The sequence below is a fragment of the Roseomonas gilardii genome, assembly GCF_001941945.1.
In the GTDB taxonomy this organism is placed as follows: Bacteria; Pseudomonadota; Alphaproteobacteria; order Acetobacterales; family Acetobacteraceae; genus Roseomonas.
In genome coordinates this window covers 2,354,527-2,375,446 of sequence record NZ_CP015583.1, presented here as the reverse complement: position 1 = coordinate 2,375,446, position 20,920 = coordinate 2,354,527, and the positions used below count along the sequence as shown (strand labels likewise).

Annotated in this window: 19 protein-coding genes; 15 read left to right on the top strand and 4 right to left on the bottom strand. The window is 71.7% G+C overall.

Annotation, left to right across the window (positions count from 1 at the left end; all coding sequences use genetic code 11):
* The first annotated feature begins 7 nt into the window (after positions 1-7).
* From tolR to RGI145_RS10800, 10 genes are all read left to right on the top strand, one after another.
* Positions 8-562, top strand: a complete 555-nt coding sequence (gene tolR / locus RGI145_RS10840) for a protein TolR (RefSeq protein WP_390889906.1) — start codon at positions 8-10, stop codon at positions 560-562.
* Positions 563-586: 24 nt separating this feature from the next.
* Positions 587-1,843: a hypothetical protein gene (locus RGI145_RS10835; protein ID WP_075798338.1), complete on the top strand. Its 1,257-nt coding sequence runs from the start codon at positions 587-589 to the stop codon at positions 1,841-1,843.
* Between the two features lie 143 nt (positions 1,844-1,986).
* On the top strand, positions 1,987-3,327 hold the full coding sequence (tolB, locus tag RGI145_RS10830) for a Tol-Pal system beta propeller repeat protein TolB (protein WP_075798337.1): 1,341 nt from the start codon (positions 1,987-1,989) through the stop codon (positions 3,325-3,327).
* A gap of 104 nt (positions 3,328-3,431) precedes the next feature.
* Positions 3,432-3,926 carry a peptidoglycan-associated lipoprotein Pal gene (pal, locus tag RGI145_RS10825; RefSeq protein ID WP_019459974.1) on the top strand — a complete coding sequence of 165 codons (495 nt, stop codon included), beginning with the start codon at positions 3,432-3,434 and terminating at the stop codon, positions 3,924-3,926.
* Positions 3,927-3,935: 9 nt separating this feature from the next.
* A complete protein-coding gene (locus RGI145_RS10820; protein ID WP_083670599.1) occupies positions 3,936-4,808 on the top strand; it encodes a tetratricopeptide repeat protein in 873 nt (290 codons plus the stop codon).
* A gap of 91 nt (positions 4,809-4,899) precedes the next feature.
* Complete coding sequence (gene tilS / locus RGI145_RS10815) at positions 4,900-6,051, top strand: tRNA lysidine(34) synthetase TilS (RefSeq protein WP_167668266.1); 1,152 nt, start codon at positions 4,900-4,902, stop codon at positions 6,049-6,051.
* A 247-nt stretch (positions 6,052-6,298) separates the two neighbouring features.
* Positions 6,299-8,227 carry an ATP-dependent zinc metalloprotease FtsH gene (gene ftsH / locus RGI145_RS10810; protein WP_075798335.1) on the top strand — a complete coding sequence of 643 codons (1,929 nt, stop codon included), beginning with the start codon at positions 6,299-6,301 and terminating at the stop codon, positions 8,225-8,227.
* Between the two features lie 96 nt (positions 8,228-8,323).
* Complete coding sequence (folP, locus tag RGI145_RS10805) at positions 8,324-9,370, top strand: dihydropteroate synthase (protein WP_075799991.1); 1,047 nt, start codon at positions 8,324-8,326, stop codon at positions 9,368-9,370.
* A gap of 488 nt (positions 9,371-9,858) precedes the next feature.
* Entirely contained in the window at positions 9,859-10,293 is a 435-nt protein-coding gene (locus tag RGI145_RS25040) for a hypothetical protein (protein ID WP_156878492.1), read from the top strand.
* A gap of 489 nt (positions 10,294-10,782) precedes the next feature.
* Positions 10,783-10,968 carry a tautomerase family protein gene (locus RGI145_RS10800; protein ID WP_075798334.1) on the top strand — a complete coding sequence of 62 codons (186 nt, stop codon included), beginning with the start codon at positions 10,783-10,785 and terminating at the stop codon, positions 10,966-10,968.
* Between the two features lie 54 nt (positions 10,969-11,022).
* On the opposite strand, the gene RGI145_RS10795 is transcribed toward RGI145_RS10800, so the two are convergent.
* Positions 11,023-12,189, bottom strand: coding sequence for an MFS transporter (locus RGI145_RS10795; protein WP_075798333.1), 1,167 nt, complete (start codon positions 12,187-12,189; stop codon positions 11,023-11,025).
* 253 nt (positions 12,190-12,442) lie between these two features.
* Here RGI145_RS10795 and glmM point away from each other — a divergent pair, with 253 nt between their 5' ends.
* Genes glmM through RGI145_RS10780 form a run of 3 tightly spaced genes read left to right on the top strand, consistent with a single transcriptional unit; the run spans position 12,443 to position 15,509 of the window.
* Complete coding sequence (gene glmM / locus RGI145_RS10790; RefSeq protein ID WP_075798332.1) at positions 12,443-13,861, top strand: phosphoglucosamine mutase; 1,419 nt, start codon at positions 12,443-12,445, stop codon at positions 13,859-13,861.
* Entirely contained in the window at positions 13,858-14,691 is an 834-nt protein-coding gene (thiD, locus tag RGI145_RS10785; RefSeq protein ID WP_075798331.1) for a bifunctional hydroxymethylpyrimidine kinase/phosphomethylpyrimidine kinase, read from the top strand. The genes glmM and thiD overlap by 4 nt, the downstream gene beginning before the upstream one ends.
* On the top strand, positions 14,691-15,509 hold the full coding sequence (locus tag RGI145_RS10780; RefSeq protein WP_167668351.1) for a PhzF family phenazine biosynthesis protein: 819 nt from the start codon (positions 14,691-14,693) through the stop codon (positions 15,507-15,509). Before thiD ends, RGI145_RS10780 begins: the two co-directional genes overlap by 1 nt.
* Here the strand turns inward: RGI145_RS10780 and RGI145_RS10775 are convergent.
* Together RGI145_RS10775 and RGI145_RS10770 are read right to left on the bottom strand one after the other, a co-directional pair.
* Positions 15,476-16,543 carry an AI-2E family transporter gene (locus tag RGI145_RS10775; RefSeq protein WP_075798329.1) on the bottom strand — a complete coding sequence of 356 codons (1,068 nt, stop codon included), beginning with the start codon at positions 16,541-16,543 and terminating at the stop codon, positions 15,476-15,478. The genes RGI145_RS10780 and RGI145_RS10775 overlap by 34 nt on opposite strands.
* Before the next feature lie 71 nt (positions 16,544-16,614).
* Positions 16,615-17,652 (bottom strand): AI-2E family transporter, encoded by a 1,038-nt coding sequence (locus tag RGI145_RS10770; protein WP_075798328.1) that lies wholly within the window; start codon positions 17,650-17,652, stop codon positions 16,615-16,617.
* A 243-nt stretch (positions 17,653-17,895) separates the two neighbouring features.
* Between RGI145_RS10770 and RGI145_RS10765 the strand changes: the two genes are divergently transcribed.
* Positions 17,896-19,068: a phosphoserine transaminase gene (locus RGI145_RS10765; protein ID WP_075798327.1), complete on the top strand. Its 1,173-nt coding sequence runs from the start codon at positions 17,896-17,898 to the stop codon at positions 19,066-19,068.
* Between the two features lie 18 nt (positions 19,069-19,086).
* On the opposite strand, the gene RGI145_RS10760 is transcribed toward RGI145_RS10765, so the two are convergent.
* Entirely contained in the window at positions 19,087-19,641 is a 555-nt protein-coding gene (locus RGI145_RS10760; protein ID WP_075798326.1) for a hypothetical protein, read from the bottom strand.
* Between the two features lie 112 nt (positions 19,642-19,753).
* Here RGI145_RS10760 and RGI145_RS10755 point away from each other — a divergent pair, with 112 nt between their 5' ends.
* A complete protein-coding gene (locus tag RGI145_RS10755; protein WP_075798325.1) occupies positions 19,754-20,920 on the top strand; it encodes an ATP phosphoribosyltransferase regulatory subunit in 1,167 nt (388 codons plus the stop codon).

Below are 20,920 nucleotides of genomic sequence, written 5' to 3'. Positions count from 1 at the left end.
CATGGGCATGTCCACAGGCGGCCCGGGCAAGGGCCGCTCCCGCTACCGCCCCATGGCCGAGATCAACGTCACGCCGCTGGTGGACGTGATGCTCGTGCTGCTGATCATCTTCATGGTGGCGGCGCCGCTGATGACCTCCGGCGTGCCGGTGGACCTGCCCAAGACGGCGGCCGCGCCGCTGAACCAGGAAACGGAGCCGCTGACCGTCTCGGTGAACCCGGAGGGGCGGATCTTCCTGCAGGACACCGAGGTGCAGCTCGACACGCTGGTGCCGCAGCTCCAGGCCATCATGCAGAACCAGCCAGCGGGGGCACCGGAGCGGCGCATCTTCGTGCGCGGCGACCGCACCAACAGCTATGGCCGCATCATGGAGGTGATGGGCGCCATCATCTCCTCCGGCTTCACCCGCGTCGCCCTGCTGGCGGAACAGCCCGCGGGCGCGCCTGCGCGTTCCGGCACGGCTCCGGCGGGCGGGCAGGGGGCGGCGGGCCGTGGCGCGGCGCCGGGCCAAACCCAGGGCCAGAACCAGACCCAGGGCGCGGCGCGCGCGCCGGCGCGCTGAGGCCGGGGAAGGAACGAACCCACGATGCGCTGGCCGCGCGGATTGCGGGAATGGGCGTACGTCTCGGCGGCGCTCCATCTGCTCGCCTTCCTGGTGATCCTGATCCAGCTCCCCGCCCACAAGGTCGATGAGCCGATGGAGCAGGGCATTCCCATCGAGGTGATCACGCCCGAGGCGGCGCAGCTCGCCCAGGCGGACAAGCCCTCGCCATCCCCGAGCAAGACGGCCGCCGCGAAGGACGAGCCCCTGCCGCTGCCGCCGCCGGTCGAGCCGCCGCGTCCGGAGCCGGTCTCGGCCCCGCCGCCGCCACCCCCGCCGCCGCCTGCCCCGGCGCTGGCGCCGACCTCGGCCGCGCCCTCCACCGCCGACAGGCCGGCCCCGCCGCAGCAGCAGGCCGAGGCCGCGCCGCCTCTGCCGCCACCCCCGGCCCCGCCGCCGCCCGCGCCCACGCCGCCGCAGCAACAGGCGGAGGCGACCCCGCCGCCGCCGGCCGCCGATGCCGTGCTGCCCCTGCCGCCGCCGCCGGCCCCCGCGCCGCCGAAGCCGCAGCAGCATGCGGAGGCGGCGCCGCCCAAGCCGGAACCGCCGAAGCCCGCGCCCAAGCCCGAGCCGCCGAAGCCGGACCCGCCCAAGCCGACGCCGCCCAAGCCGGAGGCGAAGCCGCAGCAGCATGCCGAGGCGAAGCCCGACCCGAAGCCGGAACCGCCGAAGCCACAGCCGCCGGTGCAGCAGCCCAAGCCCAGTAACCAGCAGGGCACGGGCAAGGTGGTGCCGCCGCCGAATCCCTCGGACAAGCCGGGCACCGGACGTACGCCGCCGGCCAAGAACACGGATGAGCGGTCGCAGTCCGTGTTGAGCACGCTGGAGAAGCTGCGGGCGATGCAGGCGCAGAACGAGGCGCCGAAGTCGCGCGCCAATCCGGCGCCCTCGGGCTCCACCCAGGCGGGCGGGGCGCCGACCGGGACGGCTGCGCTCAGCTCGGGCGAGAAGACGGCGCTGGCCAACACGATCAGCGAATGCTGGTCGGTGGATGGCGGGGCGCTGAACATCCGCTCGGTGATCGTGGAGATGCGGGTGGAGGTGGATGCCGGCGGCACGGTGCGGAACGTGCGCCCGAACGGCGGTGTCCCCGCCGATCCGCAGGCGCGGTCCGTCTATGAGGCGGCACGGCGCGCGTTGCTGAATCCGCAATGTAACCCGTTGCCGCTGCCGAAGGACCGGCTGGAGGCACTGCGCAACACGGTCTTCCGCTTCAACCCGCGGGATCTGGGTCTGCGCTGAGGCGCGCATCCCGGAGTCCGCCGGTGTTGTCGCGGCGGAACGATACGGCCCGCCACGCTTCGTGACGGGACAGGGGCTTGATTTGACGGCAGGACCGGGGCTTCTCCCGGTCCGAACCGGTTTGCAGGGGAAGAGACACGACGATGGACGGCCGCTTTACCCGACGTGCCGCGCTTCTGGGGATTACCGCCGCGGCTGGCGCCATTCCGCCGCTGCGCTCGGTGCTGGCCCAGCCGGCCGCGGCCGAGAGCCGCGTGGACATCACCCGCGCCCGCACCGATCCGATCCCGATCGCGGTGCCCTCCCTGCCGGGCACGAGGGGCGCCGAGATCGCCCAGGTGATCCAGAACGATCTGAAGAATTCCGGCCTGTTCCGGCCGGTGCAGAACGCCGCCTTCATCCAGAGCGCCGAGGCGGCGGCGGCGCAGCCGAACTTCCAGGACTGGCGGGTGATCGGTGCCAACGCACTGGTGACGGGCCGCGTGGCCGACCAGGGCGGGCAGTTGCGCGTCGAGTTCCGCCTGTGGGACGTGCTGCCGGGGCAGCAGATCGAGGGCACGGCCTTCACCGCCCCGGCCGCCCAGTGGCGGCGGATCGCGCATCTGATCGCGGATGCCATCTATTCCCGCCTGCTGGGCGAGAAGGGCTATTTCGACACGCGGATCGTCTATGTCGCCGAATCGGGGCCGCGCGACCGGCGCACCCGGCGGCTGGCGATCATGGACCAGGACGGGGAGAACAACCGCTTCCTGACCGACGGCTCCTTCCAGGTGCTCAGCCCGCGCTTCCATCCGAATGCGCGGCAGATCGCCTTCATGAGCTATTACCAGAACCAGCCGCGGGTCTATCTGTTCAACCTGGACACCGGGCGGCAGGAGGTGCTGGGCCAGTTCTCCGGCATGACGCTGTCGCCGCGCTTCTCGCCGGACGGGCGCTCGGTGATCCTGAGCTATGCCAAGGGCAGCGATTCCAACATCTACGTGGTGGACCTGGCCTCGCGGCGGGAGCGGCAGCTCACCTCGGGCAACGGGCTCGACGTTTCCCCTTGCTACAGCCCCGACGGGTCGCAGATCGTCTTCAACTCCGACCGGGGCGGCGACCAGCAGCTCTATGTCATGGATGCCGGCGGCGGCGGGGTGCGGCGCATCTCCTTCGGCCGTGGCCGTTATGCCACACCCGTGTGGTCTCCGCGCGGCGACCTGATCGCCTTTACCCGCTTCGGCGGTGGCAGCTTCGCCATCGGCGTGATGCAGCCGGACGGGCGTGGCGAGCGCATTCTGACCGAGGGCTGGGGCATGGAAGGCCCCACCTTTGCCCCGAATGGCCGTGTCCTGGCCTATTACCGCGAGACTCCGGCCCGGGACTCGCGCGGCAATGGCTATGGTGCACGCATGGCGATGATCGATATCGCCGGATTCAACGAGAGGCAGATTGTGACGCCGACCGATGCAACCGATCCGAATTGGTCCCCTTTGCTGTCCTGACACGGGAGAGGCGCGGTTTGTTCGGCTTGACCGTATCGGACGGCAGCCGTAACGCCGCGATCGCGTGTTTTGTGCCCCCCGCACAACACGAGGAAAACGGATCGATGCAAACGAAGCTGCTGGGCGCGCTGGGCGCCCTCGCTCTGCTGGCCGCCTGTTCGAACAGCAACGACCAGGCCGGGGCTGCCACGGGCGCCGGTGCCTCCGCCGGCGCGGGTGCCGGCGGGCTGGGTTCCGTCCGCCCGGGCTCGCAGGAAGACCTCGTCGCCAATGTCGGCGACCGCGTCTTCTTCGAGTTCGACTCCAGCTCCGTTCGCGGCGACCAGCGCGACGTGCTGGTGCGCCAGGCGGGCTGGCTGAACCAGTATCCGCAGGTGCAGGCCACGATCGAGGGCCACACCGACGAGCGCGGCACGCGCGAGTACAACCTGGCCCTCGGCCAGCGGCGCGCCAACTCCGCCCGCGACGTGCTGGTGGCCTCCGGCGTGGCCGGCAGCCGCCTGTCCACCATCTCCTACGGCAAGGACCGCCCGGCGGCCCTGGGCTCCGACGAGTCGGCCTGGGCGCAGAACCGTCGCGCGGTCACGGTCGTCCGCTAAGGCAGACCCATGATGCGCCACGCGCTGCTCGCCTCCGTGTTCCTGGCCTCCCTGGCACTCGGGCCTTCCGCCCGGGCGCAGGTGGAGAGCCGGGAGGGCATCACGCTGCAGAACCAGATCCTGCAGCTCCGCCAGGAGATGGAGCAGTTGCGGGCGCGTGGGGGCGGGGGCTATGCGGCGCCCGCCCTGCCGCCTCCTTCCCGTGGTGGTGCCGCCGGGGGCGGGGGGGAACTGGTCGGGCAGTTGCTCGACCGGGTGAGTGCACTGGAGGACGAGACCAAGCGCCTGCGTGGCCGCGTGGACCAGCTCGAATTCCAGAACCGGAACCTGCAGCAGCAGATGGAGAAGCTGCAGGGCGACACGGACTATCGCCTGCAGCAGGTGGAGCAGGGTGGCGGGGCGGCGCGCCGTTCCCAGGCCCCCGCGACGCCTGCGCCGGGCCCCGCGGCCGCCCCTCCGGCCAGTGCCCCGGCCGCTGCCGCGCCGGCCGCCGCGCCGCGCACGCCGGAACGTGCCCTGTCCGATGGGCAGGCCGCCCTGTCCCGTCGCGACTATACCGCCGCCGAGGCCGCGGCGCGGGAGGTGATCGGTGCCCGCAGCGCGCCCCGGCAGCAGGATGCCCAGATCCTCCTGGGCGATGCGCTGCTCGGGCGTCGGGACTACCAGAACGCGGCACTGGCCTATGACGACGCCTATCGCCGCAACCGCAAGTCCGGCCGCGCCCCGGAGGCGCTGCTCGGCCTCGCCAATGCCTTCAACGGTTTCGGGGCGAAGCGCGAGGCCTGCCAGACGCTGGACCAGTTGAACAGCGAGTTCCCCAAGCCCTCCGGCGGCCTTGCCAGTCAGGCGGCGCAGGCGCGGCAGCGCGCGGGCTGCCGCTGATCCGCTGACGGGCCTCGCCCGGGGCGCCGCTCCTATGCCAGTCGGGGGGGCAGTCGGCGAACCGGTGGGGGAGGAGGAGTTCGCGGCCCTGATGGCACCGCTGGGGCCCTTCGCTCCGTCCCCGCGCCTCGCGGTCGGCGTGTCGGGCGGGCCCGACAGCCTCGCCACCTTCCTTCTCGCGCATCGCTGGGCCATGGCACGTGGCGGGTCCGCGTTGGCCCTGGTGGCGGATCACGGCCTGCGTCCGGACAGCGCCACCGAGGCCGCCGCCGTGGCCGGCCGCCTGCGGACGCGCGGGCATGAGGTCCGTATCCTGTCCCTCGACCTGCCTTCCGGTCCTGCGCTGCACGAAAGGGCGCGGCGGGCGCGGCTCGCGGCGCTGGAGGCGGCCGCGGCGGAAGCGGGCGCGCCCTGGCTGCTGCTGGGCCATCACCGGCGGGATCAGGCGGAGACGCTGCTGTTCCGGCTGCTACGTGGCTCGGGCGAGACCGGGCTGGCCGCCATGGCGCCCGCGCGGGCCATGCCGGGCGTGATGGTGCTGCGGCCGCTGCTGGACATGCCGGTGGTGCGGCTGGAGGCGACCGTGGCCGGTGCCGGGCTGGAGCCTGTGCGCGACCCGTCCAATGGCGATCCACGCTTCGCCCGGGCCCGGCTGCGCGCGGCGCTTGGCGATCCGTCCGGGGATGCGGCGGGGACGCGGGCGCTGGCCCTGGCGGCGGATGCCTTCGCGCGCCGCCGCGCGCGGGGCGAGGCGGCGGTGGCGGAACGGCTGGCCCTGGCCGCCGTGTTCCGGCCCGAGGGCTGGGTGCGGCTGGATGCCGTGTCGCTGGGGCGCGACGCCGTGGCGCGGCAGGCCCTGTCGCGCCTGTTGCGGTCGGTGTCCGGCCAGCCTCATCCACCGCCGCGCAAGGGGGTGGAGCGGCTGCTGGCACAGGGGGGCGGGACGCTGGGCGGGGTGCTCTGGCGGGGTGGTGTCCTGTGCCGGGAGCCCGCCGCCTGCGCGCCGCCCGTCGAGGCCCGGCGCGGCGCATCCTGGGACGGGCGCTGGCATCTGGACCGGGACGTGCCGGGTGCCACCATCGGAGCGCCGGGGGCCGACCTGGCTTGGCTGGAGCCGGCCGCGCGGCGGGGCCTGCCGGCCATGGTGCTGCGGGGCTGTCCGGCGCTGCGCCACGGGGATGGGCGGGTGGAACTCCTGCCCGGCGGGGTCTCCTTCCAACCCGCTGGTGGCCCGCCGGCCTGATGCCGCCTGCCCCCCCCGGCCCCCGGTGTCGCGTGCGGGCTGGTGGGCCGATATGAGAAGCCCGCGAGAATCTTGCGATTTTGTGAGGTTGAGGTTCCAGAAAGCGCCGGCCCTCCCTATGTTGTGCAGGACGGGAGAAAACCGGTGCGTGACCCCGCATTTCCCCTGGCCTGCCCCCTCGGGCTTCCAGGGAAATTCGGCGCGGCGTGCCGGGGACAACCTGTCGGTCAGGACGGAAACAGCTTCAGTGAATAATTTCGGCCGGAACCTCGCGCTCTGGGTCATCGTGGCGCTGCTGCTCGTGGCGCTCTTCAACCTGTTCCAACCCTCCGGGACCAATCAGGCGCGGGGGCAGCAGGTTGCCTATTCGGACTTCCTGAACGAGGTTCAGGCCGGCCGGGTCCGTGACGCGCGCATCCAGGGGCGGGTCGTCTCCGGCCAGCTGACGGACGGGCGCACCTACAGCACCTATGTGCCGGATGATCCCGCCCTGGTCGGCAAGCTGACCGACAAGGGCGTGCGGGTCGAGGCGCGGCCCGAGGAGAGCGACGTCAACCCGCTCTTCCACTACCTGCTGAGCTGGTTCCCGATGCTGCTGCTGATCGGCGTCTGGGTCTTCTTCATGCGCCAGATGCAGGGCGGCGGCGGCAGGGCGATGGGCTTCGGAAAGAGCCGCGCCAAGCTGCTGACGGAGAAGCAGGGGCGCGTGACCTTCGACGACGTGGCCGGCATCGACGAGGCCAAGGCGGAGCTGGAGGAGATCGTCGAGTTCCTGCGCGACCCGCAGAAGTTCCAGCGCCTGGGCGGCAAGATCCCCAAGGGCGTGTTGCTGGTGGGCCCGCCGGGCACCGGCAAGACGCTGCTGGCGCGCTCGATCGCCGGCGAGGCGAACGTGCCCTTCTTCACCATCTCCGGTTCCGACTTCGTGGAGATGTTCGTGGGCGTGGGTGCCAGCCGCGTGCGCGACATGTTCGAGCAGGGCAAGAAGAACGCCCCCTGCATCATCTTCATCGACGAGATCGACGCGGTGGGCCGCCACCGTGGTGCCGGGCTGGGCGGCGGCAATGACGAGCGCGAGCAGACGCTGAACCAGATGCTCGTGGAGATGGACGGCTTCGAGAGCAACGAGGGCGTCATCCTGATCGCGGCCACCAACCGGCCGGACGTGCTGGACCCGGCGCTGCTGCGCCCCGGCCGCTTCGACCGGCAGGTGGTGGTGCCGAACCCGGACGTGAACGGGCGCGAGAAGATCCTGCGCGTGCACATGCGCAAGGTGCCGCTGGCCTCCGACGTCGATCCCAAGGTGATCGCGCGGGGCACGCCGGGCTTCTCCGGCGCCGACCTCGCCAACCTCGTGAACGAGGCGGCGCTGCTGGCCGCCCGCATCGGCCGCCGCACCGTGGGCATGCTGGAGTTCGAGCAGGCCAAGGACAAGGTGCTGATGGGCGCCGAACGCCGCTCGCTGGTGATGAGCGAGGCGGAGAAGCGCATGACCGCCTATCACGAGGCGGGCCATGCCCTGGTGGCGCTGAGCGAGGAGGAGTGCGACCCCGTCCACAAGGCGACCATCATCCCGCGCGGCCGCGCGCTGGGTCTGGTGATGTCGCTGCCGGAGGGCGACCGCTATTCCAAGCACAAGAGCAAGCTGAAGGCCGAGCTGGCCATGGCCATGGGCGGCCGCGTGGCGGAGGAGATCATCTTCGGCCCGGACAAGGTGTCCAACGGTGCCTCGGGCGACATCAAGATGGCGACCGACCAGGCGCGGCGGATGGTCATGGAATGGGGCATGTCCGACAGGCTCGGCATGATCGCCTATGGCTCGAACGACCAGGAGGTCTTCCTGGGCCATAGCGTGACCCAGACCAAGAACATCTCCGAGGCCACGGCGCGGGAGATCGATGCCGAGATCCGTGGGATCATCGACGCGGCCTATGCGCGGGCGACCAAGATCCTGACGGAGAACATCGAGAGCCTGCACGCGCTGGCGAAGGGGCTGCTGGAATACGAGACGCTTTCGGGCGACGAGATCCGCACCCTGTTGCGCGGCGAGCCAGTGGTGCGCAACCGTCCGGACGAGCCGGTGAACCAGGGTCGCGGCAGTGTGCCCACTTCCGGCCGGTCCACGCCGCCGCGCCCGGCTGGCCCGTGGCAGAACCCGGCGCCTTCCGGGGCCTGATCCGCGGCGTCCCTCTCGGGGGGGGCATGAATGGTATGGAATGCGACGGGGGCCTTCGGGCCCCCGTTTCCGTTCTGGCTGTGGGGGATGACGGAGATGGTGGAACGCTGGCTGGAGCCCCTGGGCCTGCTGCACGGGGAAGCCGCGAGGGCGGCGCTGGCGGCAGGCCATGCCGCCGCGCTGCGGGGGGAGGGGCTAGCCTTCACCCTGGCCCGGCTGGTCGAGACGGGCCAGCATGCTGGTCCTCTTCCCGTGGCGGCCCTGCCGGAGGCGTGGCGGCCGCTGCTGGCGGACTTGGCGCCGGCCCTGCCGGATTTTGCCGGGCTGGAGCGGCGGGAGGGCCGCCCGCTGGTGATGGGCATCCTCAACGTGACGCCGGACAGCTTCTCGGATGGCGGGCGCTATCTCGACCAACGCGCCGCCGTGGCGGCGGGCCATGCCATGCTGGAGGCGGGGGCCGACCTTCTGGACCTGGGCGGCGAGAGCACGCGGCCGGGCGCCGCACCAGTGACGCCGGAGGAGGAGATCGCCCGTGTGGAGCCGGTGATCCGGGAACTGGCGCCGCATGCCACGGTCTCCATCGACACCCGCCATGCCGCCACGATGCGCGCCGCCATCGCCGCCGGGGCGCGCGTGGTGAACGACATCGCCGCGCTGCGCGGGGCGGGGGCGCTGGAGGCGGCGGCGGATTCAGACTGTTCCGTGGTGCTGATGCACATGCCGGGGCTGGACCCCGCCACCATGCAGTCGCGCGCCGATTATCCGGACGTGGCGCTGGCGGTGCAGCGCTTCCTGGCAGAACGGATCGCGGCCTGCGAGGCGGCGGGGATCGCGCGGTCGCGCATCTGCGTCGACCCGGGGATCGGCTTCGGCAAGACGCTGGCGCATAACCTGGAACTGATCGACCGGCTGCCTCTGCTGCATGGGTTGGGGTGCCGGGTGCTGATGGCGGCCTCCCGCAAGGCCTTCATTGGCCGGCTGGGGCGGGAGCCGGTGGCGGAGCGGCGGGTGCCGGGAAGCCTGGCCGTGGCGCTGGCCGCGGCGGAACGGGGCGCCGATATGGTGCGGGTCCATGACGTGGCGGAGACGGTGCAGGCGCTGCGCCTGGGATGTGCCGTGGAACGTGCGGACGCCGCAGCCTGACGCTTAGGCTGCAGCGACCCACGTGCCCGTCATGACGCCTTCTGAGAATGCGTGGATTGCCTTCCAGTCCCATGAATTCACCGCGCCATCGGCCAATGAGCACTGTGGGGTCTGGGTGAGAGCTGGCGAGGAAGCTGTAGCAATCAGGCTACTCAGGACCTGCTCAAGCAGGATCGGCATCGTGGCCTCTATTCGTGCCGGTATAGCAACTAAATCGCGGAGGTGATGCGGCTCGGATACAGAGGATTTGCGATATCGAGCAGCGCCGCCGAGAAAAATCGGAATCTGAACCTATCCCCATGGGGCCATCACATCCACCGCGGAGGAACAGCAACTTGCTTGGCGGGTTGACCTCATAGTTCGATCGCGGGAAATTTATGGTGAATGCGGGATCGTAGAAGCTGCGGGCACTCTCTGGCCTATCAATACGCAGCCTTATAGATTGTATGTTACATAACTCTGTCAACCTCAGGTGAGGAGTCCTCCCCTTGACGCGCTTGCGCTCGGCCGCCGCCATTTCCTACTTATTCGCTACCCTTGCTCTGGGGGCTTGTGGGCAGCCAGGTATGCCTGGCGGCGAGGATCAGTTCAGCCAGTCATATGTGGAAACGCATCTGATCAAGGGCCGCACGACGATGCAGGACGTACAGGCGCTGTATGGGCAGCCATTCCGCCGTAGTACGCAAGGTGGGAACCGCGTCTACTGGACCTATAGGCCAGAGCAGACTGGCTCAATGGGCATGTTGACTGGAATCTCGAAAATAGTGCCCGGAGTTGCGCTATCCAATAGTCTCACCAACTTCCGTGAGCAACAACAGAAGGTACAGCAGGCCGCCGACGCGTCGTCCGGCAATACCGATGTACGCGGAAGCTCGCTGGATCTAACCTTCCAGAACGGCATTCTGGTCGACTGGAGTCTCTGACTTTGCTTCCGCAAGCGGTTCCCTGACGAAGTGGCAAGGCGCTTGCCTCATCGCCATCCTTAGTCTGCCCGGTCGCTCGCTCTGACAGCGGCGTACCGGCCCCGTCGGCATCAGCGCGGCACGGCTTCCGGAACCGTTTCCGCGTCAGCCAGCCTGCGACGGTGGGGCGGGCATGCCCCAGCCGGAGGGCGATTTCCTTGCCACTCAGTTGATCGTCCCGGCGCAGGCGGACGGCCAGTTCTCACCAGAGCTGGCCAAACTGATCGTCCCTCGATGATCCGCCGAACCTCTCGGCCCGGCCAAGCGGCGTCATCCGCGCATTCTGATGCGGGCTGTTCATCCTCGTGTCCTACGGCCGGTCGCGTCGCAACAACCACCCTCAGCCTCCCACGGGAGATGAACAACCTCTCCGGAAGCCGCACCCAGGCGGGATTGCCTTCGGGCCAGCGCCATGTCCTGCTGCCGCCCTCGCAGCCAAGGAGATAGGGTATGCCCGAGATCATGGTCTTCGCCGCCGAGGGGCGGACGCTCGAACAGAAGCGCGGGCTGGTGAAGGATCTCACCGAAGCCATGGTGAAGAATTTCGGCGTTCCGGCCGACGTCGTGACAGTGCAGATCGTGGAGGCGCCGAAGACCGACAAGGCCAAGGGTGGCGTGCTGTTCTGCGACCGCTGACGCGTGGCTGACGGGGGAGCCGGGACCGGCCCGGCTCTCCCCGGGCGCGGGACGCTATTCCCCGGCCACCATCGCCATCGGCTGGCGCGGGGCGCGCATCGCCACCAGGGCCAGCAGCAGGGCCAGGACGGCCAGCCCGGCGCCCAGCCAGGGAAGCTGGCCGTAGCCCATGCCGTGCAGCAGGGCTTGTCCGCCGATCCAGGCCCCGGCGGCATTGCCCAGGTTGAAGGTGCCCTGGTTGACCGTGGAGGCGAGGTTCGGCGCGTCCCGCGCCTGATCCACCACCCGCATCTGGAGGGGCGAGACCAGGGCGAAGACCAGCACGCCCCAGACCATCATCGTGGCGACAGCCGGCACGGGCGAGGCCAGGGTGGCGGTGAAGAGCACCAGCACCAGGGCCAGCACCACGAGGATTCCCGCCACGGACGGCATCAGCCGCCAGTCGGCGAGGCGGCCGCCGAGGAAGTTGCCGAAGGTGAGGCCGAGGCCGAAGAGCAGCAGGGCCAGGGTGACCATGTGCTCGCCCAGGCCGGTCCGGGTCTGCAGCATCGGCGCGATATAGGTGAAGACGCTGAACAGGCTGGCCGAGGTGAGGCAGCTCATTCCCATGGCCAGCAGCACCTGCCGGCTGCCCAGGGCACGGAGTTCCTGCCGCAGCCGGGCGGGCTGGCCGCGCAGGCCGGTGGGCATCCACAGCGCCAGCGCGGCGGCGGCGGCGAGGCCGATCAGCACCACGGCCCAGAAGGTGGAGCGCCAGCCGAGCGCATGGCCCAGCGCCGTGCCGAGCGGCACGCCCAGAACGTTGGCGAGCGTCAGGCCGGAGAAGACCATGGCGACAGCGGAGGCGCGGCGGTGCTTCGGCACCAGGTCCGCCGCCACCACCGAGGCAGTGCCGAAGAAGGCGCCGTGGCAGAGGGCGGTGACCACGCGGGCCCCCATCAGCGTCCAGTAGCCCGGAGCGATGGCGCAGAGCGCGTTGCCCAGGATGAAGATCAGCATCAGCCCCATCAGCGCCGCCTTGCGCGGCAGCCGCCCGGTGGCCAGGGCGAGAAGCGGGGAGCCGAAGGTCACGCTGAGTGCATAGCCGCTGACCAGCAGCCCGGCGGAGGGGATGTCCACCCCCAGGTCCAGGGCGAGGTCGGGCAGCAGGCCCATGATGACGAACTCGGTCGTGCCGATCCCGAAGGAAGCGACGGCCAGGGCCAGGAGCGGAAGGGGCATGCGGATGTCCGGCAGGGAGCGTTCCGGTGGCGGCGGCGGAACCTCCCCGAATGTGGACGGAGCCTTGTGCGCCGCACAATTGCGAAAAACGCGGGGTGGCGGGGCGGTCCATGCATCGGAGCAGGACCCGGCCCGCTTCGCGCCCGAAGCCGTGACCGATGGGCGCGTCCGGGTTGTTCCACGGCGGGCCAATCCGCTCTAGAGCTTTCGCCCTTTCCGCCCGGCTCCCGGGCCGTCCTTGCGAGCATGGTGCATGAGCAAACCCGCCCCGTCTTCCCAACGCCGCCTCTTCGGGACGGATGGCATCCGTGGCGTGGCGAACCAAGCGCCGATGGATGCGGCGACGGCGTTGCGTCTGGGGCAGGCGGCGGGCCGCTACTTCAACCGGGGCGGGCACCGGCACCGGGTGGTGATCGGCAAGGACACGCGGCTCTCGGGCTATCTGCTGGAGCCGGCGCTGACGGCGGGCTTCGTGAGTGCCGGGATGGACGTGGTGCTGCTGGGGCCGCTGCCGACGCCGGCCATCGCCATGCTGACGCGCAGCCTGCGGGCCGATCTCGGGGTGATGATCTCGGCCAGCCACAATCCCTTCGAGGATAACGGCATCAAGCTCTTCGGGCCGGATGGGCTGAAGCTGTCGGACACGCAGGAGAACGAGATCGAGGCGCTGATGGCGGGCGACCTTTCCGCCGCGCTGGCGGCGCCGGGGCGGCTGGGGCGGACCTCGCGGCTGGAGGATGCGGCGGGGCGCTACATCGAGGCGGCGAAGTCGGCCTTCCCCAAGGGGCTGACCCTGGCAGGGATGCGGATCGTGGTGGATTGCGCCAATGGCGCGGCCTATCGCGTCGCGCCCACCGTGCTGTGGGAACTGGGGGCCGAGGTGGTGTCGCTGGGCGTCAATCCGGACGGGTTCAACATCAATGCCGGCTGCGGCTCCACCGCGCCGGGGCGGATGGCGGAGCTGGTGCGCGAGCGCCGGGCCGATCTGGGCATCGCGCTGGACGGCGATGCCGACCGGCTGGTGATGTGCGACGAGACGGGGGCCATCGTGGATGGCGACCAGATCCTGGCGCTGGTGGGCGAGACCTGGGCGGCGCAGGGGCGGCTGCGCGGTGGGGCGGTGGTGGCCACGGTGATGTCCAACCTGGGGCTGGAGCGCCGGCTGAAGGCGCAGGGCATCGGGCTGGAGCGGACGCGGGTGGGCGACCGCTATGTCGGGGAGCGGATGCGGGAGCTGGGCTGCAACCTGGGCGGCGAGCAGTCGGGGCACCTGATCCTGGCGGATCACGGCACCACGGGGGACGGGCTGGTGGCGGCGCTGCAGGTGCTGGCGGCGATCGTGGAGGAGCGGCGGCCGGCGAGCGCGGTCTGCCGGCGCTTCGAGCCGCTGCCGCAGAAGCTGGTGAACCTGCGGCATTCGGGCGGCGACCCGCTGGCGAACCCGCTGGTGATCGAGGCGATCCGGGCCGCCGAGGCGGAGCTGGGCGCGCGCGGGCGGCTGCTGATCCGCCCGAGCGGCACGGAGCCGCTGATCCGGGTGATGGTGGAGGCGGAGGAGGCCTCTATGGTCGAGCGGCTGGCGGCGGAACTGGCCGAAACCATCCGGGCGGTGGCGGCCACGCCGGAGCGGAAACCCGCTGCGAAATCCGCCCGGCAGGAGGCCGCGGAATGAAGGGGCGCATCCTGATCGTCGCCGGATCGGATTCCGGTGGCGGCGCCGGCATCCAGGCGGACATCAAGGCGGTCACGGCGCTCGGCGGCTATGCTGCCACGGCGATCACGGCGCTGACGGCGCAGGACACGCTGGGCGTCCATGCGGTGCATCCGGTGCCGCAGGACTTCATCGCGCAGCAGATCGCGCTCAGCCTGGCCGATATCGGCGCCGATGCGGTGAAGACCGGCATGCTGGGCGACAGCGACACGATCGGCACGGTGGCGGCGGCGCTGGAGCGGGATGGGCGCGGCATCCCGCTGGTGCTGGACCCGGTGATGGTGGCCAAGGGCGGCTCCCGCCTGCTGGCGGAGGAGGCGGTGGAGGCGCTGAAGCGGCTGCTGCTGCCGCTCGCCACGGTGGTCACGCCGAACATCCCGGAGGCCGAGGTGCTGGCCGGTGGGACGATCCGCGACCTCGCGGGGATGCGGGCGGCGGCGGCGGCGATCCTGGCGCTGGGCGTGCCGGCGGTGCTGCTGAAGGGCGGGCACCTGCCGGGCGAGCGGCTCTATGACCTGCTGGCCACGCCGGAGGGCGAGGAGGTCTTCGAGAGCGGGCATATCGACACGGTGCATACCCATGGCACGGGCTGCACCCTGGCCAGCGCCATCGCGACGGGACTGGCGCAGGGCCTGACGCTGCGGGACGCGGTGGCGCGGGGGCGGGCCTATGTGCGCGCGGCGATCCGCAACGCGCCGGGCTTCGGCAAGGGGCATGGGCCGCTGGACCATGGGGTGACGGTGGACCCGGCGCGGATCGCGGCCCTTTCGGGGGAGGGTCCGTCCCCGTGATGCTGCACGCCTTCTTCGTGGATGCCTTCGCTGAGCGGGTCTTCGAGGGCAATCCGGCCGCGGTGGTGCCGCTGGAGACCTGGCTGCCGGACACGGTGATGCAGGCCATGGCCGCCGAGCACAATCTGAGCGAGACGGCCTTCCTGATCCCGGACGGGGCGGGGCAATGGCACCTGCGCTGGTTCACCCCGGCGACGGAGGTGGAGCTCTGCGGCCATGCCACGCTGGCCACGGCGCATGTGCTGGCCACGGAACTCGGCGTGGACGGGCCGCTGCGCTTCCGCACCCTGTCGGGGATGCTGGGGGTGGCGCGCGAGGGCGATCTCTATGTGCTGGACTTCCCGGCCCGCGGCGCGGTCCGGGCGGAGCCGCCCGCCGGGCTCGCCGAGGCGCTGGGCGCCATGCCGCGCGAGGTGTGGCGTTCGCGCGACTGGCTCTGCGTCTTCGATACGGCGGAGGAGGTGCGGCGGCTGCGGCCGGACCATGGGCGCATCGCGGCGCTGGGCGGCGGGGATGCCGTGCCGGCCCGGGTGATCGTCACCGCCCCCGGGGATGACGGGGTGCATGACGTGGTTTCCCGCTTCTTCGCGGCCAGCGTCGGCGTGCCGGAGGACCCGGTGACCGGCGTGGCGCATACCCAGCTCCTGCCCTTCTGGGCGGAGCGGCTGGGGCGGCGGAGGCTGGTCTGCCGCCAGGCCAGCCGGCGCGGCGGCACGCTCTGGTGCGAGCTGCGGGACGGGCCCGGCGGGCAGGCCCGTGCCCTTCTGGGCGGGAAGGCGGTGCTCTACGGGCGGATGGAGTTGCCGCTGCCGGGGTGAGCCCGGCCCTCGGCCTGCACCGTCTCCGCATCCTCGCGGTCCTCCAGCCGGAGCTTGATGTAGGAGGCCTGCACCACCGTCATCGCCACGGCCAGGATCGGGGCGGCCAGCACCACGCCGAGCAGGCCGGCCACCGTGCCCATGACGGTCTGCGACAGCAGCAGCAGGGCGGGCGGCAGGTCGGCCGTCTGCTTCTGCACCATGGGGGTGAGGACATTGCCCTCCAGCATCTGCACCACGAAATAGACGCCGAGCGCCCAGGGCACGAGGGAGGGGTCCTTGCCCAGTGCCATCAGCGCCGCCGGCAGCGCCGCCGCGATGGCGCCGATATAGGGAACGAAGCTGGTCAGCCCGGCGATGGCGCCGAGCAGGGGCGAGAGCGGCACGCCCAGCGCCCAGAGGCCCAGCCAGATCAGCACGCCGTTGAAGACCATGGCGCAGAGGGCACCGAGCAGCCAGCCGCGCAGCGCGCCGCCGGCGGCGTCGAGCACATGCATCCCGTCCGGCCGCAGGTCCGGCGAGAGCAGGGCGGCGAAGCCGCGGCGGTAGAGCGAGGGCTCCGAGGCGAGGTAGAGGGCCAGCAGCACGATCAGCACGATGTTGGCGAGGCCGCCCAGCGTGCCGCTGATGCCCATCGCCGCCATGCCGGCTGCCTGGTCGCCGACCGCGGAGATCACCCGTTCGGGCTGGAAGTGCTCGATCTGCTGCTGGATCCAGGGAAAGTCCGAGAGATAGTTCTGCAGCGAGCGCAGCGCCTGGGGGGCGGACTGGGCGAAGAGCTGGACCTGGGCGGAGAGCGGCGTGATCGAGGCCCAGACGCCCAGGCCGAGCACGAGGACGATGAGCACGGCCACCAGCAGCACGGCCCAGCCGCCGCCGAGGCCGGTCTTCACCACGATGGGCCCGGCCAGGGCGCGCAGCCCCACGGCCAGGATGGCGCCGGCGAAGCCGATCAGGAGCGCATTGGGCACCAGCCAGCACATCAGCGCGAAGGCGATGAGCAGGACGGTGAGCGAGAGGGTCGAGCGGGTCATTCTGCTGGGTGGATTCCGTGCGGATGCCTGTCTATGCGGGGCGCCCGTGGGCCGGGCAAGCCGCCCGCCGATCACCGAAGGCGGCGCAACCAGTCCCGCACGTAGCTGCGCTTGACCACCGTGATGGTGACTGCCGCCAGCGGCGCGGCGACCGCCAGGCCGAGCAGGCCGAACAGCGCGCCCAGGAAGAGCTGGGACATGAGCAGCATGCCGGGCGGCAGGTCCACCGCCCTGGACTGGATGAGGGGGGTGAGGATGTCGCCCTCCAGCACATGCAGCACCAGGAAGAGCGCCACCACCCAGAGGGCGGTGTCGAAGCCCTGGGAGGCACCCATGAGCACGGCGGGCACGGCTGCCAGGATGGGGCCGACGATCGGGATGAAGCCGAGCAGCGCGGTCAGCACGCCGAGGATCGCCGCCAGCGGGATGCCCAGGAACCAGAGGCCGAGCCAGACCAGTGTGCCGGTGAAGGCCATGGAGAAGAGCTGCCCAGCCAGCCAGAAGCGGAGCACGGTGCCGAGCTGCGACAGCAGGGCCTTCGCCTCCTCCTGGAGTTCCGGGGCGAGGAGGGCGCGGAGGCCGCGCAGATAGGTTTCCGGGTGCAGCGCGAAGTAGAGCGCGAGCAGCAGGGTGAAGAGACCGGTGCCAAGGCCGCCGAACAGGCCGCCCAGCAGGCCCCCCATGAGGCTGGCGGCGCCGGCCGCGGCCTGCCCGCCGCGCTGGAGGACGTCCCGGGTCTCGATATCCTCCATGAGCCCGCCGTCGAGATGGTCGAGCAACCAGCGGCCCCAGCCCTCGGCATGGAGATGCCGCTCCAGCTCGCCGAGCGAGCCCGGCAGGCTGTCGGCGAGCTGCCGGGCCTGGGCGCTCAGCGGGTCGAGGGCCAGATGGATGCCGAGCGCGGCGAGGGCGCCCAGGCAAAGCAGCACCGCCAGCACGCCCAGGGGCTCGGGCAGGCCGAGGCGCCGGATCAGCGGCTCCGCCAGCGCCCGCAGCGCCACGGCCAGGAGAACGGCCACGAAGACGGTGAGCGGGAAGCTCGGCACCAGCCAGAACAGGGCCAGGAGCAGGACGAGCAGGATCGTCACGGAGGCGTGCGGGCGGGTCATCGCGGCAGAAAGCGTGCAGCCCCGTTCCGGTTGCGGCGGGCCGGGACGCACGGGGATCGTCGTGCCTCCGGTGCCATGCCGGGCGTCATGGCTGACCGCGGGGGCTGACCGGCGGGGGCTGACCGGCGGGCGGCATGCCTTGCCCGCCGGGTGAGGCAGGGCGTAACCCTCGCTTCTTTCCGGGCCGCCGCGCCCGGGTTCCGAGCGAGCCGAGGGCTCGCCACCTGGAAAGACCGCACGCCGATGCCCGCCGCGACCGAAAAGCCGAATCTCCGCCCGAGCAACCCCTGTTTCTCCTCCGGCCCCTGCGCCAAGCGGCCGGGCTGGTCGCCAGAGGTGCTGGCCACGGCCCTGGTCGGACGGAGTCATCGCGCGAAGGAGCCCAAGGCGCGGCTGGGCGAGGTGATCGAGCGGTCGCGCGCCGTGCTGGGCATGCCGGAGGGCTGGCGGCTGGGAATCGTGCCCGCCTCCGACACCGGGGCGGTGGAGATGGCGCTCTGGTCGCTGCTCGGGGCGCGGGGCGTCGATGTGCTGAGCTGGGAGTCCTTCTCCGGCGAATGGGCCAACGACATCGTCACGCAGCTCCGCCTGCCGGATGCGCGCGTGCTGAAGGCCCCCTATGGGCGGCTGCCGGATCTTGGCGCCGTGGACTGGGCGCGGGACGTGGTTTTCGTGTGGAACGGCACGACCTCGGGCGTGCGGGCGCCGGATGCGGGTTGGATCGCGCCGGACCGCGCGGGGCTGGCGATCTGCGATGCCACCTCGGCGGCCTTCGCGATGGACCTGCCCTGGGACCGGCTCGATGTGGTGACCTGGTCCTGGCAGAAGGTGCTGGGGGGCGAGGCCGGGCACGGGATGCTGGCGCTCTCGCCGCGCGCCGTGGAGCGGCTGGCGACGTTCACGCCGGACCGGCCACTGCCGAAGGTCTTCCGCCTTGCCAAAGGCGGCAAGCCGATCGAGGGGATCTTCGCGGGGGACACGATCAACACGCCCTCCATGCTCTGCGTCGAGGATGCGCTGGACGGGCTGCGCTGGGCGGAATCCGTGGGTGGGCTCGCGGGGCTGAAGGCGCGGTCGCAGGCGAACCTGGCCGCCGTCGCGCGCTGGGTGGAAAGCCGCGACTGGGTGGAGTTCCTGGCGGAAGACCCGGCGACGCGCTCCTCGACCTCGATCTGCCTGCGTATCGTGGCGCCCTGGTTCACCGGGCTCGACGCCGAGGCGCAGGGCAAGGCGGCGAAGCTGCTGACCGGGCTGGTGGAGGCGGAAGGGGCGGGTTTCGACCTCGCCCCCTATCGCGACGCGCCGCCGGGGGTGCGGATCTGGGGCGGCGCGACGGTGGAAACCGCGGATATCGAGGCGCTGCTGCCCTGGCTCGACTGGGCCTATGCGGAAACCAGGGCGCGTTTCGCGGGCTGAGGCCCGGCTGGCCTGCCGTCAGAAGGGCAGGCCGGAATTGCTGCGGCCGCCCGGGCTGCTGGCCACGAGGGCGGTCTGGGCGGCGGCCTGATCGACCAGCGGCAGCCGGGGCAGGTGTTGCAGCCGCTGCAGCGTGGCGGCACCGCCGAGCGGGAAGGCCGGGCCGGTGAGGGCCGCCTGGGCGCGCGCCATGTCGCCGGCCTGGGAGGCCTGGAGGGCGCGGTAGAGGCCCGTCTGGACCGGGCGGGGCGGTGCGTTCTCGGCGATGCCGGCGGCCTGCCGCATCTGGCGGCGGGCCATCAGGAGCTGCGGCTGGAGGCTGGAGATGCGCCCGGTCTGCCAGAGCGGGTCGGTCTGCGCCGCCTCGGCCAGTTGCTCGACCCGCAGCGCGGCGAAGAGCGACTTGTCCAGACGTCCCTCCATCCCGGCGGTATGGCCGAAATCCTCCAGCGCATCCTGGGCGCCGAGGGTGAAGGGATCGCCCCAGCCGGACACGTCCGGGCCGGGCTGGGGCGTGGTGCAGGCGGCCAGCAGGAGGGGGGCAAGAAGGAGAAGAGCGGCAGGCCTTTTCATGGCAGACCCTCGTTGATGCCGGATGTGAACGGTTCTCCGGCCTTGCCGTTCCCCGTACAGACTGCCACACAGCCGCGCGCGCTTTTCATGCCGTTCGAGACCGCGAGACGAGATGCCCTCCGACAGTCCCAACCCCGCCCTGTTGCCGGCGGGCCTGTCCGACCTGCTCCCCCCCGACGCCGCGCGCGAGGCCGCGCTGGTGGAGGCGATGCTCGCCGTCTTCGCCGCGCATGGCTACGAGCGGGTGAAGCCGCCGCTGCTGGAATTCGAGGAAGGGCTGCTGGCCGGGTCGGGCGCCGCCGTGGCGGAGCAGACCTTCCGCCTGATGGACCCGGTGAGCCAGCGCATGATGGGGCTGCGCGCCGACATGACGCCGCAGGTGGCGCGGCTGGCCGCGACCCGGCTGCGTGGCGTGGAGCGGCCGCTGCGGCTGTCCTATTCCGGCCAGGTGCTGCGGGTGCGCGGCTCGCAGATCGCGCCGGAGCGGCAGTTGCCGCAGGCGGGGATCGAGCTGATCGGCGTCGACTGCGCCGCCGCCGATGCCGAGGTGGCGCTGGTGGGGGTCGAGGCGCTGGCGCGGGTGGGGGTGGAGAATGTCGCGCTGGACATCACCCTGCCGGCCATGTCCCCGGCGCTGCTGGATGCCGCCGGGCTGACCGGCGAGGCGCGGCAGGCGCTGGCTCGGGCGCTGGACCGCAAGGATGCCGCCGCCGTGACCGCGCTGGCCGAGCAGGCCGGGCCGCCCGCCGTGTACCTGCCCGGGCTGCTGGCCGGTGCCGGGCCGGCCGATGCCGCGCTGGCGGCGCTGGAGGCGGCTGCTCTGCCGCCGCAGGCGCGCGCCATCGCCGACAATGCCAAGGCGGTGATCGCCGCCATCCGCGCCCGCGCGCCGGATCTGCGCATCACGCTGGACCCGGTGGAGTTCCGCGGGCTGCGGTATCACACGGGCGTGGCCTATACGATCTTCGGCCCCGGGCGCACGGGAGAGATGGCGCGGGGCGGCCGCTACATGTCGGGCGAGGAGCCCGCGACGGGGCTGACGCTCTATCCGGATGCCGTGCTGCGCGCCGCGCCGCGGCGGGCCGGGGCGGCGCGGGTCTTCCTGCCGGCGGGGGCCGATCCCGCCGCCGGGGCGGCGCTGCGCGCGAAAGGCTTCGTCACCGTGCAGGCATTGTCGCAGGATGACGATCCGCGCCGCCTGCGTTGTTCCCATATCCTGCGCGGCCAGGAGGCCGTGCCATTCGACGGCGCTGCCGCGCCGGTTTCCGGAAAGGACTGA

What these genes read in the sequence shown, in the direction of transcription:
- tolR (WP_390889906.1), top strand. Translation starts at nt 8, where the DNA reads ATGTCCACAGGCGGCCCGGGCAAGGGCCGCTCCCGCTACCGCCCCATG.
- RGI145_RS10835 (WP_075798338.1), top strand. Translation starts at nt 587, where the DNA reads ATGCGCTGGCCGCGCGGATTGCGGGAATGGGCGTACGTCTCGGCGGCG.
- tolB (WP_075798337.1), top strand. Translation starts at nt 1,987, where the DNA reads ATGGACGGCCGCTTTACCCGACGTGCCGCGCTTCTGGGGATTACCGCC.
- pal (WP_019459974.1), top strand. Translation starts at nt 3,432, where the DNA reads ATGCAAACGAAGCTGCTGGGCGCGCTGGGCGCCCTCGCTCTGCTGGCC.
- RGI145_RS10820 (WP_083670599.1), top strand. Translation starts at nt 3,936, where the DNA reads ATGATGCGCCACGCGCTGCTCGCCTCCGTGTTCCTGGCCTCCCTGGCA.
- tilS (WP_167668266.1), top strand. Translation starts at nt 4,900, where the DNA reads ATGGCACCGCTGGGGCCCTTCGCTCCGTCCCCGCGCCTCGCGGTCGGC.
- folP (WP_075799991.1), top strand. Translation starts at nt 8,324, where the DNA reads ATGGTGGAACGCTGGCTGGAGCCCCTGGGCCTGCTGCACGGGGAAGCC.
- RGI145_RS10800 (WP_075798334.1), top strand. Translation starts at nt 10,783, where the DNA reads ATGCCCGAGATCATGGTCTTCGCCGCCGAGGGGCGGACGCTCGAACAG.
- RGI145_RS10795 (WP_075798333.1), bottom strand. Translation starts at nt 12,189, where the DNA reads ATGCCCCTTCCGCTCCTGGCCCTGGCCGTCGCTTCCTTCGGGATCGGC.
- glmM (WP_075798332.1), top strand. Translation starts at nt 12,443, where the DNA reads ATGAGCAAACCCGCCCCGTCTTCCCAACGCCGCCTCTTCGGGACGGAT.
- thiD (WP_075798331.1), top strand. Translation starts at nt 13,858, where the DNA reads ATGAAGGGGCGCATCCTGATCGTCGCCGGATCGGATTCCGGTGGCGGC.
- RGI145_RS10780 (WP_167668351.1), top strand. Translation starts at nt 14,691, where the DNA reads ATGCTGCACGCCTTCTTCGTGGATGCCTTCGCTGAGCGGGTCTTCGAG.
- RGI145_RS10775 (WP_075798329.1), bottom strand. Translation starts at nt 16,543, where the DNA reads ATGACCCGCTCGACCCTCTCGCTCACCGTCCTGCTCATCGCCTTCGCG.
- RGI145_RS10770 (WP_075798328.1), bottom strand. Translation starts at nt 17,652, where the DNA reads ATGACCCGCCCGCACGCCTCCGTGACGATCCTGCTCGTCCTGCTCCTG.
- RGI145_RS10765 (WP_075798327.1), top strand. Translation starts at nt 17,896, where the DNA reads ATGCCCGCCGCGACCGAAAAGCCGAATCTCCGCCCGAGCAACCCCTGT.
- RGI145_RS10760 (WP_075798326.1), bottom strand. Translation starts at nt 19,641, where the DNA reads ATGAAAAGGCCTGCCGCTCTTCTCCTTCTTGCCCCCCTCCTGCTGGCC.
- RGI145_RS10755 (WP_075798325.1), top strand. Translation starts at nt 19,754, where the DNA reads ATGCCCTCCGACAGTCCCAACCCCGCCCTGTTGCCGGCGGGCCTGTCC.